Origin of the sequence: Pseudomonas fluorescens group sp. (genome assembly GCF_020093335.1) — a bacterium.
In the GTDB taxonomy this organism is placed as follows: Bacteria; Pseudomonadota; Gammaproteobacteria; order Pseudomonadales; family Pseudomonadaceae; genus Aquipseudomonas; species Aquipseudomonas petroselini.
The window spans coordinates 63,932-78,193 of record NZ_JAIOKW010000002.1; the positions used below are offsets into that span (position 1 = coordinate 63,932).

The 14,262-nt window shown below is 62.5% G+C and carries 12 protein-coding genes; 8 read left to right on the top strand and 4 right to left on the bottom strand.

Annotated features, from left to right (window positions below; all coding sequences use genetic code 11):
• The first annotated feature begins 99 nt into the window (after positions 1-99).
• Positions 100-1,122 (top strand): alpha/beta hydrolase, encoded by a 1,023-nt coding sequence (locus K7431_RS03240; protein WP_012724597.1) that lies wholly within the window; start codon positions 100-102, stop codon positions 1,120-1,122.
• A 38-nt stretch (positions 1,123-1,160) separates the two neighbouring features.
• Positions 1,161-2,321, top strand: a complete 1,161-nt coding sequence (locus K7431_RS03245; RefSeq protein ID WP_046036206.1) for an MFS transporter — start codon at positions 1,161-1,163, stop codon at positions 2,319-2,321.
• Here K7431_RS03245 and K7431_RS03250 read toward each other — a convergent pair.
• Positions 2,273-2,662 (bottom strand): SDR family oxidoreductase, encoded by a 390-nt coding sequence (locus tag K7431_RS03250; RefSeq protein ID WP_012724599.1) that lies wholly within the window; start codon positions 2,660-2,662, stop codon positions 2,273-2,275. The two genes, K7431_RS03245 and K7431_RS03250, sit on opposite strands and share 49 nt — an antisense overlap.
• 34 nt (positions 2,663-2,696) lie before the next feature.
• On the opposite strand from K7431_RS03250, the gene K7431_RS03255 reads away from it, so the two are divergent.
• Positions 2,697-5,270, top strand: a complete 2,574-nt coding sequence (locus K7431_RS03255) for a bifunctional diguanylate cyclase/phosphodiesterase (RefSeq protein WP_012724600.1) — start codon at positions 2,697-2,699, stop codon at positions 5,268-5,270.
• On the opposite strand, the gene K7431_RS03260 is transcribed toward K7431_RS03255, so the two are convergent.
• Positions 5,271-6,092, bottom strand: coding sequence for an AraC family transcriptional regulator (locus K7431_RS03260; protein ID WP_043205440.1), 822 nt, complete (start codon positions 6,090-6,092; stop codon positions 5,271-5,273).
• A gap of 98 nt (positions 6,093-6,190) precedes the next feature.
• On the opposite strand from K7431_RS03260, the gene K7431_RS03265 reads away from it, so the two are divergent.
• The 3 genes from K7431_RS03265 to K7431_RS03275 all read left to right on the top strand — a co-directional run bounded on the left by K7431_RS03265 (position 6,191) and on the right by K7431_RS03275 (position 9,953).
• Positions 6,191-7,402 (top strand): MFS transporter, encoded by a 1,212-nt coding sequence (locus K7431_RS03265; protein WP_012724602.1) that lies wholly within the window; start codon positions 6,191-6,193, stop codon positions 7,400-7,402.
• 130 nt (positions 7,403-7,532) lie between these two features.
• A complete protein-coding gene (locus K7431_RS03270) occupies positions 7,533-8,657 on the top strand; it encodes a sensor histidine kinase (RefSeq protein ID WP_012724603.1) in 1,125 nt (374 codons plus the stop codon).
• A gap of 129 nt (positions 8,658-8,786) precedes the next feature.
• Positions 8,787-9,953 carry a GGDEF domain-containing protein gene (locus K7431_RS03275; protein ID WP_012724604.1) on the top strand — a complete coding sequence of 389 codons (1,167 nt, stop codon included), beginning with the start codon at positions 8,787-8,789 and terminating at the stop codon, positions 9,951-9,953.
• A gap of 913 nt (positions 9,954-10,866) precedes the next feature.
• Here K7431_RS03275 and K7431_RS03280 read toward each other — a convergent pair.
• Together K7431_RS03280 and K7431_RS03285 are read right to left on the bottom strand one after the other, a co-directional pair.
• Positions 10,867-11,289 carry an MAPEG family protein gene (locus tag K7431_RS03280; RefSeq protein ID WP_012724605.1) on the bottom strand — a complete coding sequence of 141 codons (423 nt, stop codon included), beginning with the start codon at positions 11,287-11,289 and terminating at the stop codon, positions 10,867-10,869.
• Positions 11,282-11,587: a DUF2834 domain-containing protein gene (locus tag K7431_RS03285; protein ID WP_043205442.1), complete on the bottom strand. Its 306-nt coding sequence runs from the start codon at positions 11,585-11,587 to the stop codon at positions 11,282-11,284. The genes K7431_RS03280 and K7431_RS03285 overlap by 8 nt, the downstream gene beginning before the upstream one ends.
• An 83-nt stretch (positions 11,588-11,670) precedes the next feature.
• Between K7431_RS03285 and K7431_RS03290 the strand changes: the two genes are divergently transcribed.
• Together K7431_RS03290 and K7431_RS03295 are read left to right on the top strand one after the other, a co-directional pair.
• Complete coding sequence (locus tag K7431_RS03290; RefSeq protein ID WP_012724607.1) at positions 11,671-12,459, top strand: helix-turn-helix domain-containing protein; 789 nt, start codon at positions 11,671-11,673, stop codon at positions 12,457-12,459.
• Between the two features lie 54 nt (positions 12,460-12,513).
• The gene (locus K7431_RS03295; protein WP_012724608.1) at positions 12,514-14,223 is read left to right on the top strand and encodes an amidase; all 1,710 of its coding nucleotides are present in this window, start codon (positions 12,514-12,516) and stop codon (positions 14,221-14,223) included.
• Positions 14,224-14,262 lie beyond the last annotated feature (39 nt).

The window sequence follows — 14,262 nt, forward strand, 5'->3', positions numbered from 1 at the left end:
AGAACTCAGAGGATCAGGCAAGTAATCCAGTCAAACGCACTACAGAACCTTGACCGCCCCCGGGAAAATGTGCGCACCCACCCCCTCAAGGATCATCCGATGAAAAACCTCCTGCTCACCCTGGGTTTGCTGGTGACCTGTACCACTTCACTGGGAGCCGATATGTCCAACGGTGCCAACAACTTCTACACAAGCGACAAGGTCAGTGTCGAAAAGGTCACCTTCAACAATCAATACGGCATGGCGGTCGCGGGCAACCTGTTTGTGCCCAAGGACCTTGCCCCCACCTCCAGAAATGCTGCGATTATCGTTGGCCACCCGATGGGTGCCGTCAAAGAACAGAGCGCGAACCTCTATGCGACCAAAATGGCAGAACGGGGTTTTGTAACGTTGTCCCTGGATCTCCCATTCTGGGGAGAAAGTGCCGGCACACCACGCAATGCGGTGTTGCCCGAGCTCTACAGCGAAGCCTTCAGCGCCGCCGTGGATTACCTTGGCACCCAGCCAATCGTCGACCGCGAGCGCATTGGCGTGGTCGGTATCTGCGGCAGTGGCAGCTTCGCCATCGCTGCCGCGAAGATCGACCCACGCCTCAAGGCGATCGCCACGGTGAGCATGTACGACATGGGCGCCGCGACTCGCAATGGCCTCAAACATGGCGTGACCTTGGCGCAACGCCGACAGGTACTGCTGCAAGCGGCCAACCAGCGCTATGTGGAATTCCAGGGGGGCGACACCGTCTACACCGGCGGCACACCGAACGCCCTGACCGGCGATGCGGTTGGCGATGAGTTCTACGATTTCTATCGCACATCGCGCGGTGAGTTCACCCCCACCGGCGCCTCGCCACACACCACCACCCGGCCGACGCTGAGCAGCAACGTGAAGTTCATGAACTTCTACCCGTTCAATGACATCGAGACCCTTTCTCCGCGTCCGCTCTTGCTGATTGCCGGCGCCAATGCGCACTCCCGCGAATTCAGCGAGGACGCCTACCAGCGTGCTGCCGAGCCCAAGGAACTGGTGATCATCCCCGACGCCGGGCATGTGGACTTGTACGACCGGGTCGACCTGATCCCGTTCGACACGCTCGCCGGCTTTTTCAGGAAGTACCTGAAGTGACGACCGCCGAGCCAAAAAACTGGGGCGCCGTACTCGCAATGTCACTGGCGGCATTTGCCCTGGTGGCCTCCGAGTTCCTGCCCGTGAGCCTGTTGACGCCGCTGGCGACCGACCTGCATATCACCGAGGGCCAGGCCGGACAGGGCATTTCGGTATCAGGGCTGTTTGCCCTGCTCACCAGCCTGGTGATTGCGGCCGTGGCGGCGCGGGTTGAACGCAAGCGCTTGCTGCTGTCCTTGACCCTGCTGATGATCATTTCTGGCACGGTGGTGGCATTCGCACCCAATTACTCCGTGTTCATGCTGGGCCGCGCGTTGATCGGCGTGGCCATCGGCGGCTTCTGGTCACTGTCGGCCGCCACCGCCATGCGCCTGGTGCCCGCAGCCCAGGTGCCGCGGGCATTGGCTATCGTCAATGGCGGCAACGCACTGGCAACGGTGATCGCGGCACCGTTGGGCAGCTTCGTCGGCGGCTTGATCGGCTGGCGCGGGGCGTTCTTTTGCGTCGTCCCCGTTGCAGTGCTGGCGGCGGCCTGGCTGATGCTCAGTCTGCCGTCGATCAAAGCGCAGGGGGCGGCAAAAAACGGCCGCCTGTTGGGCTTGATGAAGCGCAAGCCGGTGGCCTTGGGCATGCTGGCGGTCAGCGTGTTTTTCATGGGCCAGTTCATGCTGTTCACTTACCTGCGACCGTTTCTGGAGGCTGTCACCCAGGTCAGTGTTTCCCGGTTGTCGCTCATATTGTTGGTGCTGGGCCTAGCCGGACTGGTGGGGACGCTCCTGATCGAGCGTTTGCTGAAAAAGAGCGTGTTCCTGACGTTGGTCATCATCCCGTTGGTGATGGCGGGGATTGCGCTGGCGTTGGTCAAGGTCGGCAGCTCCATGGTGATGACCACTTTCTTGCTGGGGCTCTGGGGCCTGGTCGCCACCGCTGCGCCGGTGGGCTGGTGGACCTGGCTGTCGACAACCCTGCCCGACGATGCCGAGGCAGGGGGTGGCTTGATGGTCGCGATCATCCAGCTGGCGATAGCATCGGGCGCTATCGTTGGCGGCCTCGTGTTTGACTGGAGCGGTTACCAGGCTACCTTCCAGTTGAGTGCGGCGGTGCTGGGTGCCGCAGCCGTGTTGGCGTGGCTCGCGGCTCGCGCCAGCGGTTACCGCGCACTGTCGATGATTTGCCCGCCATCCGGTGTGAGGCTGTAGCCGGCAATGAATTGCGCGTCCTGGCTGGCCAGGAACAGCACCACCGGCGCAATGTCATCTTCAGGCGAGCCGTAACGCCCCAGCACATTGGTCGGCGCCGGGGCGTCATACGCATCGCCCCAGGTGTCGGCCACCGGCAACAGGTTGTTGACCGTGATGTTGTCCACTCCCCATTCTCGCGCCGCCGAGCGTGTGAGTGCGCGTATGGCCTCCTTGGCGATGTTGTAGGTGCATAGCCTGCCGGTGAAGCCCAAAGCCAGGGGACGCACTGCGCCCCAGCGTGAGCCCTGATCCGCTGCAACGCTCTCAACGTTTTGCCCCGGCCGCCGATAACACGTCATACCCCTGACTTGCAGCGACGCTCTGCGGGAAACAATGCCGAACTCTCTCGCTCCTATCGTCCGCTCGCTTTCCGACCGCACCAGCCTTTCACTGGCGCGCACCTCGCTGTTCCGGTTCATGGGCTTGTTGGCCGTGGTATTTGCTGCCGCGGCCTACTCGCTGGTTTACCTCGCCCACGAACTGGACCGTTCCGAGCAGGTTGAAAGCGCCTTCTATACCCGTAAAGCCGTGCAATCGCTGGAGAAAACCTTACGGGTGACCGTCAAGGACTACGCCTTCTGGAGCGATGCCTACAAGCACTTGCACGTTAAAGTCGACAATGACTGGGCTTACATGCGGGGCAATCTCGGCGCCACGTTGTTTGATGATTTCGGTTTTCAAGGCTTGTTTGTGGTCAACGACGCCAATCGCACGGTGTACGCGGTCGTCGACGGCAAGCTGCTGGATATCGACCTTACGCAATGGCTGGGCCAGCCCATTGCCGGGATTCTCGACCAGGCCCGTGCGGGTGCCGACAGCGAGACACCGGTCACCGCCTTTATCAACGTGCACGGCAGCCCCGCGCTGGTGGCGGCCGCCGCCATCACTCCCGGCACCGACCCCACGGTGCGGGCCGATGGCCGGCCGGCCTCGGTGCTGATCTTCATCGACATCCTCAACAGCGCCAAACTGGCCGTGATCGGCGATGAGTTCGGCGTGAACAAACTGCACATTGCCAGCCCCGATGAAATCGGCAAAATGTTGCTCTTTCCCCTCGGCGACAACGGTACCGCCGGCAGCCTGCACTGGGAGCCGGCCCGGCCCGGTTTGCGGCTTATGGGGGTCGGCCTGCCGCTGCTGGGCCTGGCCGCGTTGCTGGTGTGCCTGATGACCTGGGCCATTTCGCGCCGCACCACCGCCGCCGCGCTCGCCCTGGATGCGAGCCATTCGTCGCTGCAGAACAGCCAGAATGCCCTGGCCACCAGCGAAGCACGCTTTCGCGATGTGGTGGAGGCCAGCTCCGACTGGGTGTGGGAAATCGACGCCGGTTGGCGCTTCACTTACCTGTCGGAACGCTTCGAAGGCGTCACCGGGTTGACCCGCTATGCGTGGATCGGGGCGACGATGAACGACTTGCTGGAGACCGAGTCGGGCCTGCTTTCCCAGTGGCTCAGCGCACCCGGACGGCGCCCGGATATCAGCGTGCAGTGTCGCTACGTCGATGCAGCAGGACAGGAACGCACCACTCGGCTGTCGGCGCGAGAGATGCCGTGCGGCGGGTTTCGCGGGACAGCCACCGACGTGACGGAAGAAGTCGAAGCCCGTCGGCGCATCGAGTTCTTGTCCCAGCATGACGCCCTGACCGGGCTGCCCAACCGCACCCGCCTGCAAGCGTTCCTCGACGGCAAACTCAAAGCCCTGCCCTCCACGGAACAGCCCCTGGTGATGCTCAGCCTGGACCTGGATCGGTTCAAGCCGGTCAATGACCTGCTGGGGCACGCGGCCGGTGACCGGGTGCTCAACGAAGTGTCTGCGCGCCTGGCGGACTGCGTGCGCCATGGTGATCTGGTCGCCCGTGTCGGCGGCGATGAATTTGTGCTGATCCTGACCGATGCAGGCACTCAGGACGAAGTCGAAACCCTGTGTAAGCGGTTGATCGAATCCATCGAACGCACGATCAGAATTGACGAGCAAGAGGTGTTCATCAGCGCCAGTATCGGGATTGCCATCGCGCCCAACGATGCCCGCGAAGCCGCGGAACTGCTGCGCTACGCCGACATTGCGCTGTACGAGGCGAAGGCCGCCGGGCGCAATACCTGGCGGTTCTATTCCGGCGACATGAATGCGCGGATCATCGAACGTCGGCGCCTGGAAAGCGACCTTCGGTATGCGATCAAACATGCCGAACTGCGCCTGCACTTCCAACCCCGCTATCGCATCGCCGACGGGCAAATGGTCGGTGCCGAAGCGCTGGTGCGCTGGCAGCACCCGGTACGCGGCCTGATCGCACCAGACACCTTTATTCCGATTGCCGAAGAGTCCGGGTTGATCCTGGCGCTGAGCGATTGGGTACTGGAGACCGCTTGCGTGTGTGCCGCGCAGTGGCCGGAGCCTCTTTTTGTGTCCGTCAACCTGTCACCCACGGAGTTCAAGCGTGGCAACCTGGTGGAGCGTACGCAGCAAGCGTTGAAGAGCTCAGGCATTGATCCCGCGCGCGTAGAACTGGAAATCACCGAAAGCGTCATGCTTGAAGATGCCACCGGGGCGCTTGAGGTGATGCGCACGCTCAAGCAATTGGGCGTACGCATTGCCATGGATGACTTCGGCACCGGCTACTCGTCCCTGAGCTATCTGCGCGACTTCCCGTTCGATGGTTTGAAAATAGACCGCAGCTTCCTCACCCGACTGGAGGAAAGTGACGATGACAAGGCAATTATCCAGGCGATTGTCGGGCTGGGCCGCACCCTGGCACTGACAGTCACGGCCGAAGGCATTGAAACCGCCGAGCATCTGGCGCTGCTCAAGGCCGTGGCCTGTGAAGAGGGCCAAGGCTATTTCCTCAGTCGGCCACTGGATATCGAGGCACTCAACAGCTTGCTCGACGTGCACGCCGGCACCGTGCAGTGATTACCGGAAAAACTGGCTCGGCGTCTTGCCAAACTGTTTCTTGAACATGCTGGTAAACGCGCTCGGGCTTTCATAGCCCAGTTCCAGGGCGATATCGATCACCTTCTCGCCCACCGCAATGCGCTCCAGCGCCAGCAGCAGCCGCGCCTGCTGACGCCACTGGCCGAAGGTCATGCCGGTTGCCTTGCGGAACAGGCGCTGGATGGTGGTCTGGTCCAGGTTCAGGCGCGCGCTCCAATCCGCCACGGTGGAGGCGTCGCCCGGATCGTCCTGTAATGCAAGGCAGATCTGCTTGATACGCGGGTCGGCGGGCTGGGGCAACGCCAGCGGCAGCGCCGGCAGGATGGCGAGTTCGTCGAGGATCAGGTGCATGATCCGCGCCTCCCGCGAGTCCTCGGCGTACGGCGGTTTCAAACTCACCGACGCCTTGATCAGCTCGCTCAGCAGCGGCGAGATGCTGACCGTCTTCGGCTCGCCGGGCATGTTCGGGAACCGGTCCGGGCGCACAAACACGCTGCGCATTTTCAGGGTGCCGACACAGCGCAACGAATGCACCTGCCCGCTGGGCATCCAGATCCCGCGATTGGGCGGTACCGTCCACTGGTTCAGCGCCGAGTACACCACCATCACCCCTTCGATGGCGTAGAGCAGTTGATGTTTTTCGTGGCTGTGGTCGGGGATCACCCAATTTTCCGGGTAATCCGTGGCGGAACTGATGACCGCCCAGGCGCCTTCGTTGATTTCCTGGAGAAATTCATTCAGTGGTTTGATCATTTCGCCCTTTTTGCGATGGTTGCCGCCCGAATTACGCGAGACAGGCATTCATGACGAATCTAGCATAAACGCCGAATCATTTTGTAATGGATGGCGACCTTAAGAAGTCGCCGCCTCTGATTAGCTGCCTTGTATGGAATGCCTGCATGTCGACCCTCACCGCGTCACCCGCCGCTGCAACCACTGCACCCCAAGCCAGCCCCTTGGTCATGCGTATCCTCGGCGCCTGCGCCTTGGCGCATTTGATCAATGACCTGATCCAGGCCGTGCTGCCGTCGATCTACCCGATGCTCAAGGCCAACTACGGCCTGTCGTTCACCCAAGTGGGCCTGATCACCCTGACCTTCCAGCTCACCGCCTCGCTGCTGCAACCCTGGATCGGCTACCACACCGACCGCCACCCCAAACCGTGGCTGCTGCCGGCGGGCATGGTGTGCACCTTGATCGGCATCCTGATGCTGGCGTTTGTCGGCAACTTCCCGGCGATCCTGCTGGCGGCCGGCCTGGTCGGCGTCGGCTCGTCGACCTTCCACCCGGAAACTTCGCGTGTCGCGCGCCTGGCCTCCGGCGGTCGCTACGGCCTGGCCCAATCGACCTTCCAGGTCGGCGGCAACACCGGCAGCGCGCTGGGCCCGTTGCTGGCGGCGGCGATCATCATTCCCTACGGCCAAGGCCATATCGCCTGGTTCGGGCTGTTTGCCGTGTTCGCGATCCTGGTGCTGTACGGCTTGAGCCGCTGGTACCGCAACCACCTCAACCTGTTCAAGCTCAAGCAAGGCGGCAAAGCCACCCATGGTTTGTCCAAAGGCCGCGTGACCTTCGCCCTGGTCGTACTGGCCGTGCTGGTGTTTTCCAAGTACTGGTACATGACCAGCCTGACCAGCTACTTCACGTTCTACCTGATCGAAAAATTCCAGCTGTCGGTCTCCAGCTCCCAGATGTACCTGTTCCTGTTCCTGGGCGCAGTGGCGGTCGGCACCTTCGCGGGCGGCCCCATCGGCGACAAGATCGGCCGTAAGAAAGTCATCTGGTTCTCCATCCTTGGTGCAGCGCCGTTCACCCTGGCGCTGCCCTACGTCGACCTGTTCTGGACGGCGGTATTGAGCGTCGTGATCGGGTTTATCATCGCCTCGGCCTTCTCGGCCATCGTGGTCTTTGCCCAGGAACTGGTGCCGGGCAATGTGGGCATGATCGCCGGGATCTTTTTCGGCCTGATGTTCGGTTTCAGCGGGATTGGCGCGGCGCTGCTCGGTTTGCTCGCTGACACACACGGTATCGAGTACGTCTACAAACTGTGCTCGTTCCTGCCACTGGTGGGCATCCTGACCGTCTTGCTGCCGTCTACCAAAGGCATTTGACCGCACTTATCCGCATGACTGACGCAGGCAGGGACGCCTGCGCAGCATGCCGCAAGCCAATCCGTGCTTAAATCCTTGTTTGGCAGCTTCCCGCGCATTTCTGCTCGCCGCCCCTCCAAGGAACCCCCGCATGCGCCTGCCAGACTTCATTCTTGCAAACCTCGAACCGATTCTTCAGGCCTGGGAAGACTTTGCACGCACCATCCAGACCCCAGGCGCCGACCTCGACCGTGCAGGCCTGCGTGATCACGCCGAACAGATGCTGCACGCCATCGTACTCGACCTGCGCACCAGCCAGACGGTGCAGGAACAAACCGAAAAGGCTCAGGGGCTGGCACCGCAGAATGACACCGAGAGCCCCGCTGAAACGCATGCGGTAACCCGCTTGATGGCGGGGTTCTCCATCGACCAGATGGTGTCTGAATACCGTGCGTTGCGCACCAGCGTACTCAGCCAGTGGCTTGACCAGATCAAACACGGCACGGCGCTGCAAGTCGACGACATGAACCGCTTTCATGAGGCCATCGACCAGGCGCTGGCGGAATCCATCGCCAGCTACTCGCGCGCGGTAGAAGCGTCGCGCAATGTCTTCCTGGGCATTCTCGGTCACGACCTGCGCACGCCGCTGGGCGCGATTCTGCTGGGCGCCGACATGCTCAGGCGTTCGCCGGCCTTGGGCGAGCGCAATACCCGCGTGGCCACGCAGATTTACACCAGTGTCCAACGCGCCAGCCAGATCGTTGGCGACCTGCTGGATTTGACGCGCTGCCAGATGGGCCCCGGCATTCCGGTCAAACGCACGGCCGTCGACCTGGCACCGATCTGTGAACGGATCGTCGACGAAATCCGCGCGTTTCACCCCGACTCACACATCCTGTTCGAAGCGACAACCCAGGCCACTGGCGCCTTCGATGGCCCGCGCATGGAGCAAGTGTTTTCCAACATCATCAGCAATGCAGTGCAACACGGTGATGCGCGTTCACCGATCAAGGTGCAATTGTCGGCGTCGGCAGAGACGTTGGTGTTCGCGGTGCACAATCGCGGCAACCCCATCCCGGTGGACGTTTTGCCATTTATCTTCAACCCCATGGGGCGCTTTTCCCAACGCGCGGTGATTGAACACGGCCCCACGGAAGGCCTCGGGTTGGGCTTGTTCATCGCTTCTGAAATTGTGGCGTCCCACCAAGGATTGATTGAAGTCGAGTCGAGCCTGGCGTCTGGTACGGTGTTCCGCGCAACGGTGCCTCTGTACTGACCTGCGTGCACTGACCTACGTGCACCGACCTCCGCGGGCTGATAGCCGTTCGCCAGTAAGGCTCCGAAAACCGCTCGCGAAGGCTTACAATCGTGGTTTTCAACGCAACCCTGGCAGACCCGGCAGCACATGACGCTCGACCCTCCTACGATTTTGGCACTCACCGTTGCCCTGGCAGCCGCTGCCGCCCTGTACCTGGCCGTTGAATGGCGCAGTGTGCGTGAACCTTCGCTGCTGTACTGGAGCGCCGGTTTCGCGACCATCAGCATCGGGTCCACGCTTGCGCTGCTGCGCATCAATGGCTTTGTGATGATCGGCATCTGGTTCGCCAACGGCCTACTGGTGAGCGCGCACTTTCTGTTTTTGCTCGGCGTGGCGCGGTTCACCCAGGTGCGCCTGTCACGCCTGTGGCTGCTGATGCTGGCGGTCTGGTTCGGCATGCTGATGCTGCCGGCCGACCTGCCGTGGTCCAAAGCCATGCTGGGGGTGCAGTCGCTGCTGGTGGCGCTGCCGACCTTGCGCGCCAGCTTTTTGCTGCGCCCCCATGGCAAATCGTTGAGCATCGGCGCGGTGCAATTGCGTTATGTGCTGCTGATCCATGGCACCTTCTATGTGGCCAAGGCCCTGTCGGTACTGATCCCCGGCACCTTGATCGACCTTGCCGCGTTCAAGGGCGAAATCATCCAGGTCTCCCTCGTGGAAGGCGCCATGGCAATCATGCTGATTGCCCTGTCGATGACCGGCTCCGAACGCTACCGACGCGAACAACAGATCGCCCGCCTCGCTGCCCGCGACCCCCTCACCGCCCTGTACAACCGCCGCGCCCTCGACCTGCGCGCCCCACGCCTGCTGGCCCAGGTGTCGCCGGCGCAACCGGGTGCGTTGCTGCTGATCGATATCGACAACTTCAAATCGGTCAACGACCTCCACGGCCATATCGCCGGCGACCGCTTGCTGATCGCGTTGAGTGAAATGATCCGCGGCGTGGTGCCCCGAGGTGCGCTGGCCGCACGCCTCGGCGGCGATGAGTTCGTGATCCTGTTGAACCCAGCCTCCACCGAGCAAATTGTCACGCTGGGCAGCAGCCTGCGCGACCAGTTTCACCAACTGGCCGCGCAGACCTTCGCCACGCCAGCGCCGGTCACCCTGAGCATCGGCGCCAACCTGTTTGATCAACCACCGCCGAGCCTGACGGCGCTGATTGAACAAGGCGATACCACGCTGTATGAATCCAAGCGGGCTGGCCGTGACAGCATCCGCCTGGTCGACCGGACCGGCACCGGCCCGTACGGCTAACTGCTTTTTCCAAAATCGACCGTGGCGGCGAATGCAAATGAGATGACGACCGTTGCAGCCATGCCAACACAGACATCGACACAACGTTGTATCAACCAACACCAACCACGATGCGAAGCGAGCCGCTCTTGATCTTGATCTTGATCTTGATCTCAGGCGCCCCGTCAAACACGCTGGCCGGAATTCGACAGGGATTTGGGGGGTAAACCGGCAGGGATGCCGGTTTAGCCGCCCCGCGCCATGGATGGCGCGTGGCGGCGGCCCCCCAAATTCCTGTCGGATTACGGGCACACCGAGCGTGAGCGAGGTGCCGAGTGTTGGGGCAAGAGCGTTTTGCTTACTTTTGCGCTCTTCAAAAGTGAGCCGCCGTAAGGGCGGAACCCATAGCGGCCGTTACCTAAATAACGGATATGTACCCGGTCTGATCCAACATCCTGGTCGTCTGCCAGGCCGCCGGCGGGAGCAAGCTCCCTCGCCACAGGTCCAGCGCCGGACCTAGAGTGGTGTAGATACCTATGCCCCGATGGTGCTGAATCAGTCACCTGATGAATTGACTGACACACCGCTATCGGGGGCAAGCCCCCTCCCACATTTGAATCGCGGGGTGACAGTTAGATTGTAGTCAGCTGTCAGGCAGCCGGCGGGAGCAAGCTCCCTCGCCACAGGTCCAGCGCCGTACCCAGAGTGGTGTAGATACCGAGGCCCCGATGGCGCTGAATCAGTCACCTGATGAATCGACTGACACACCGCTATCGGGAGCAAGCCCCCTCCCACATTGAGATCGCAGCCTAACCGTTAGATGGCGCTGGTCTGCCAGGCCAGCGCCCTCGCCACAGCGCCACACCCAGACGTGTATAGATGCCTATACCCATCGCACGCAAGCCAGCGCCCACATTGACCCGTGGTAAAACGCTCACAGCAACCCACAAATCACCAACCCACCCAGCCCGAACAGACACGCCATCCCAACCGCATACGCCAGGGTGCGCCAGGGTTGCCATCCACCCAGATACATCAGCGTGTGCGCCATGCGCGCCAAGGTAAAACCACCAAACAGCGCCACAGTCGCCCCCGTGGGAGTCCCCAGCACCACACACAACCCGCCAAGCACAAAGAACAACGGAATATTCTCCAGATCATTCGCCCACGCCTTACTCGCCCTCACCACCTGCGGCAATTCCCCTGCATGCGCAGCACAGCTGAAGAACGCCGCATCCTCCCGATTGATAAACGCCCGCGCCCGTATCCGGAAAAAACCCTGATAACAGGAAATTGCAAACATCTTCAGGCACAGCACCAGCACGCACAGCGCATAGACCTGCAAACGCTCACTCATCGCGGCCGCCGTTCACCACCAGATAAAGCAACGGCCCTACCGACACAAACACCGCCGTCAGCAAAAAATACGGCACCACCGACGCCAGCGACCGCCCGCGCCGCCGCGCATCCCGGTACATCCACACGCACGCCAGCACCGCCATCAGGTACAGGTCGATCACCACTTGCGCGGTGTCCGGCCGCGACATCAGTTCGCGTCCAAAGGCCAGCAGCGACTGCTCAGCCGTGAGCATCGTCGCCAGGGTGTACAGCGAAAATCCCAGCAGGCCCGCCAGGGCGATATAGGGTCTTCTCATGGTCGCTTCCTTGGAGTGATGAAGGCCCACGTTAGTGATAAGGTTCGGCCCCTCGCAATGACCTCGGAGGTCATGATCCCGCCATGGACACCCCTTCTACCGCCGGCGAGCAGCTGCGCCAACTGCGCAGGCGCGCCAAGCTGAGCCAGCTCGACCTGGCCTTGATCACCGGCGTTTCCCAGCGCCACCTCAGTTGCATCGAGACCGGGCGGGCCAAGCCGAGCCCTGGCACCTTGCATAATCTGCTCACGGCACTGGAGACCCCGCTGGAGCAGTGCAACGGTGTGTTCCTCGCCGCCGGCTATGCGCCGCGCTACAGCGCCACCCCGCTCGCCTCGCCCGCCATGGCCGCGATCCGCGAAGCGGTCAACCATGTGCTGCACGCCAACAATCCCGCCCCGGCTATCCTGTTGGACAGCCAGTGGCAAGTGCTGTCGGCGAATGCCAGTACCGGCGTGCTGTTTGGACTGCTGGGCATACCGCCCGATGCAGCCTTGGGCTTGAACCTGCTGACCACGCTGCTGCAATCGGGCGGTCTGGGCGATCACCTGGTCAATGCCGAGGAGATACGCACCCTGGCCTGGCAGCGTGCCACCCGTGAGGCGCTGGGCAATCCTGAATTGGCCACGTTGCTGACGACATTGCCGACACCGACCCACACCGAACTGCCCGCGCAGATGCCACCGCTGGTACTGACGCGCGTCCGCTCAGCCCAAGGTGAACTGAGCTTTCTGTCCACGTTCACTACCTTCGGCATGCCCCAGGACATCACCCTCACCTCCCTGCGGATCGAACACCTGATTCCCGCTGACGAGGCCACTTGGCAAGTGATGCGCCGCGCGTATGCAGAGTATGCGGCGCTGGTTTTGTGAAATATCTGTACGTAGACTGCCGCCATACCCCCACTTGAAGGCGGCGAAAAAAAAGTGATGCACGTTACCGAAGTCTCCATTGCCCAATTGCGCGCCGCGCTTGAATCCGGCCAGACCACGGCGGTTGAACTGGTCCAGGCCTACCTCGCACGGATCGATGCCTATGACGGTCCGCAGACCGCCACCGCCTTGAACGCCGTGGTGGTGCGCAACCCCGATGCGCTGAAAGAAGCCGAGGCGTCCGATGCCCGCCGGGCCAAAGGCGAAACCTGGGGGCCATTGGATGGCATTCCTTACACGGCCAAAGACAGCTACCTGGTCAAGGGCCTGACCGCGGCATCCGGTAGCCCGGCGTTTGCCACCCTGGTCGCCCAGCGTGATGCGTTCACCATCGAACGCCTGCGCGCCGGTGGCGCCATCTGCCTGGGCAAGACCAATATGCCGCCGATGGCCAATGGCGGGATGCAGCGTGGCGTGTATGGCCGGGCGGAAAGCCCGTATAACGCCGACTACCTGACCGCACCGTTTGCCTCCGGCTCATCCAACGGCGCCGGCACCGCGACGGCGGCGAGCTTTGCAGCCTTTGGCCTGGCAGAAGAAACCTGGTCGAGCGGACGCGGCCCGGCCTCCAACAATGGCCTGTGCGCCTACACGCCCTCCCGTGGCGTGATTTCGGTGCGCGGCAACTGGCCGCTCACACCGACCATGGACGTGGTGGTGCCCTATGCCCGCACCATGGCCGACCTGCTGGAAATCCTCGATGTGGTGGTGGCCGAAGACCCGGACACCCGTGGCGACCTCTGGCGCCTGCAGCCGTGGGTGCCGATTCCGAGTGTGGCTTCGGTGCGCCCTGCGTCCTACGCTGAACTGGCGGTGCCCGCTGAATCCCTCGCCGGCAAGCGCTTTGGCGTGCCGCGCATGTACATCAATGCCGACCCGGACGCCGGCACCAGCGAAAAACCTGGGATCGGCGGCCCTACCGGGCAGAAGATCAACACCCGCGCCAGCGTGATCGACCTGTGGCAAGACGCACGCCAGGCGCTGGAAGCCGCCGGTGCCGAAGTCATCGAGGTGGACTTCCCGCTGGTGTCCAACTGCGAAGGCGACCGCCCTGGCGCGCCTACCGTGTTTAACCGTGGGCTGGTGTCCAAGGAATTTCTCCACGATGAACTGTGGGAACTGTCCGCCTGGGCCTTCGATGATTTCCTGCGTGCCAACAACGACCCCGCGCTCAACCGCCTGGCGGATGTGGACGGGCCGAAGATCTTCCCCCACGACCCGGGCACCCTGCCCAACCGTGAGGACGACCTGGCCGCCGGCATGGACGAATACGTGCGCATGGCCGAACGCGGCATCACCCCGTGGAACGAGATCAGCACCTTGCCCGACGGCCTGCGTGGCCTGGAGCAAACCCGGCGGATCGACCTGGAAGACTGGATGGACACGCTCGGCCTCGACGCGGTGCTGTTCCCCACCGTCGCCGACGTAGGCCCGGCGGATGCCGATGTGAACGAAGCCTCCGCCGATATCGCCTGGAGCAACGGCATCTGGGTGGCCAACGGCAACCTCGCCATCCGCCACCTGGGCGTACCGACCGTCACCGTACCGATGGGCGTGATGGCCGATATCGGCATGCCGGTGGGGCTGACGTTTGCCGGGCGGGCCTATGACGATTCGGCGTTGCTGCGGTTTGCCTCGGCGTATGAAGCTACCGGCAGCAAACGCCAGATTCCGCCGCGTACGCCGCCGTTAGCAGCTGGCTAAACACGGTCAACCCTATGCAAGAGGGCTTACCGTGGAAGC

Excerpts from the sequence above, each read along its gene's own strand:
- K7431_RS03285 (WP_043205442.1), bottom strand. The coding sequence starts at position 11,587 with ATGAGAAGACCCTATATCGCCCTGGCGGGCCTGCTGGGATTTTCGCTG.
- K7431_RS03275 (WP_012724604.1), top strand. The coding sequence starts at position 8,787 with ATGACGCTCGACCCTCCTACGATTTTGGCACTCACCGTTGCCCTGGCA.
- K7431_RS03240 (WP_012724597.1), top strand. The coding sequence starts at position 100 with ATGAAAAACCTCCTGCTCACCCTGGGTTTGCTGGTGACCTGTACCACT.
- K7431_RS03245 (WP_046036206.1), top strand. The coding sequence starts at position 1,161 with ATGTCACTGGCGGCATTTGCCCTGGTGGCCTCCGAGTTCCTGCCCGTG.
- K7431_RS03280 (WP_012724605.1), bottom strand. The coding sequence starts at position 11,289 with ATGAGTGAGCGTTTGCAGGTCTATGCGCTGTGCGTGCTGGTGCTGTGC.
- K7431_RS03260 (WP_043205440.1), bottom strand. The coding sequence starts at position 6,092 with ATGCCTGTCTCGCGTAATTCGGGCGGCAACCATCGCAAAAAGGGCGAA.
- K7431_RS03250 (WP_012724599.1), bottom strand. The coding sequence starts at position 2,662 with ATGACGTGTTATCGGCGGCCGGGGCAAAACGTTGAGAGCGTTGCAGCG.
- K7431_RS03265 (WP_012724602.1), top strand. The coding sequence starts at position 6,191 with ATGTCGACCCTCACCGCGTCACCCGCCGCTGCAACCACTGCACCCCAA.
- K7431_RS03270 (WP_012724603.1), top strand. The coding sequence starts at position 7,533 with ATGCGCCTGCCAGACTTCATTCTTGCAAACCTCGAACCGATTCTTCAG.
- K7431_RS03290 (WP_012724607.1), top strand. The coding sequence starts at position 11,671 with ATGGACACCCCTTCTACCGCCGGCGAGCAGCTGCGCCAACTGCGCAGG.
- K7431_RS03255 (WP_012724600.1), top strand. The coding sequence starts at position 2,697 with ATGCCGAACTCTCTCGCTCCTATCGTCCGCTCGCTTTCCGACCGCACC.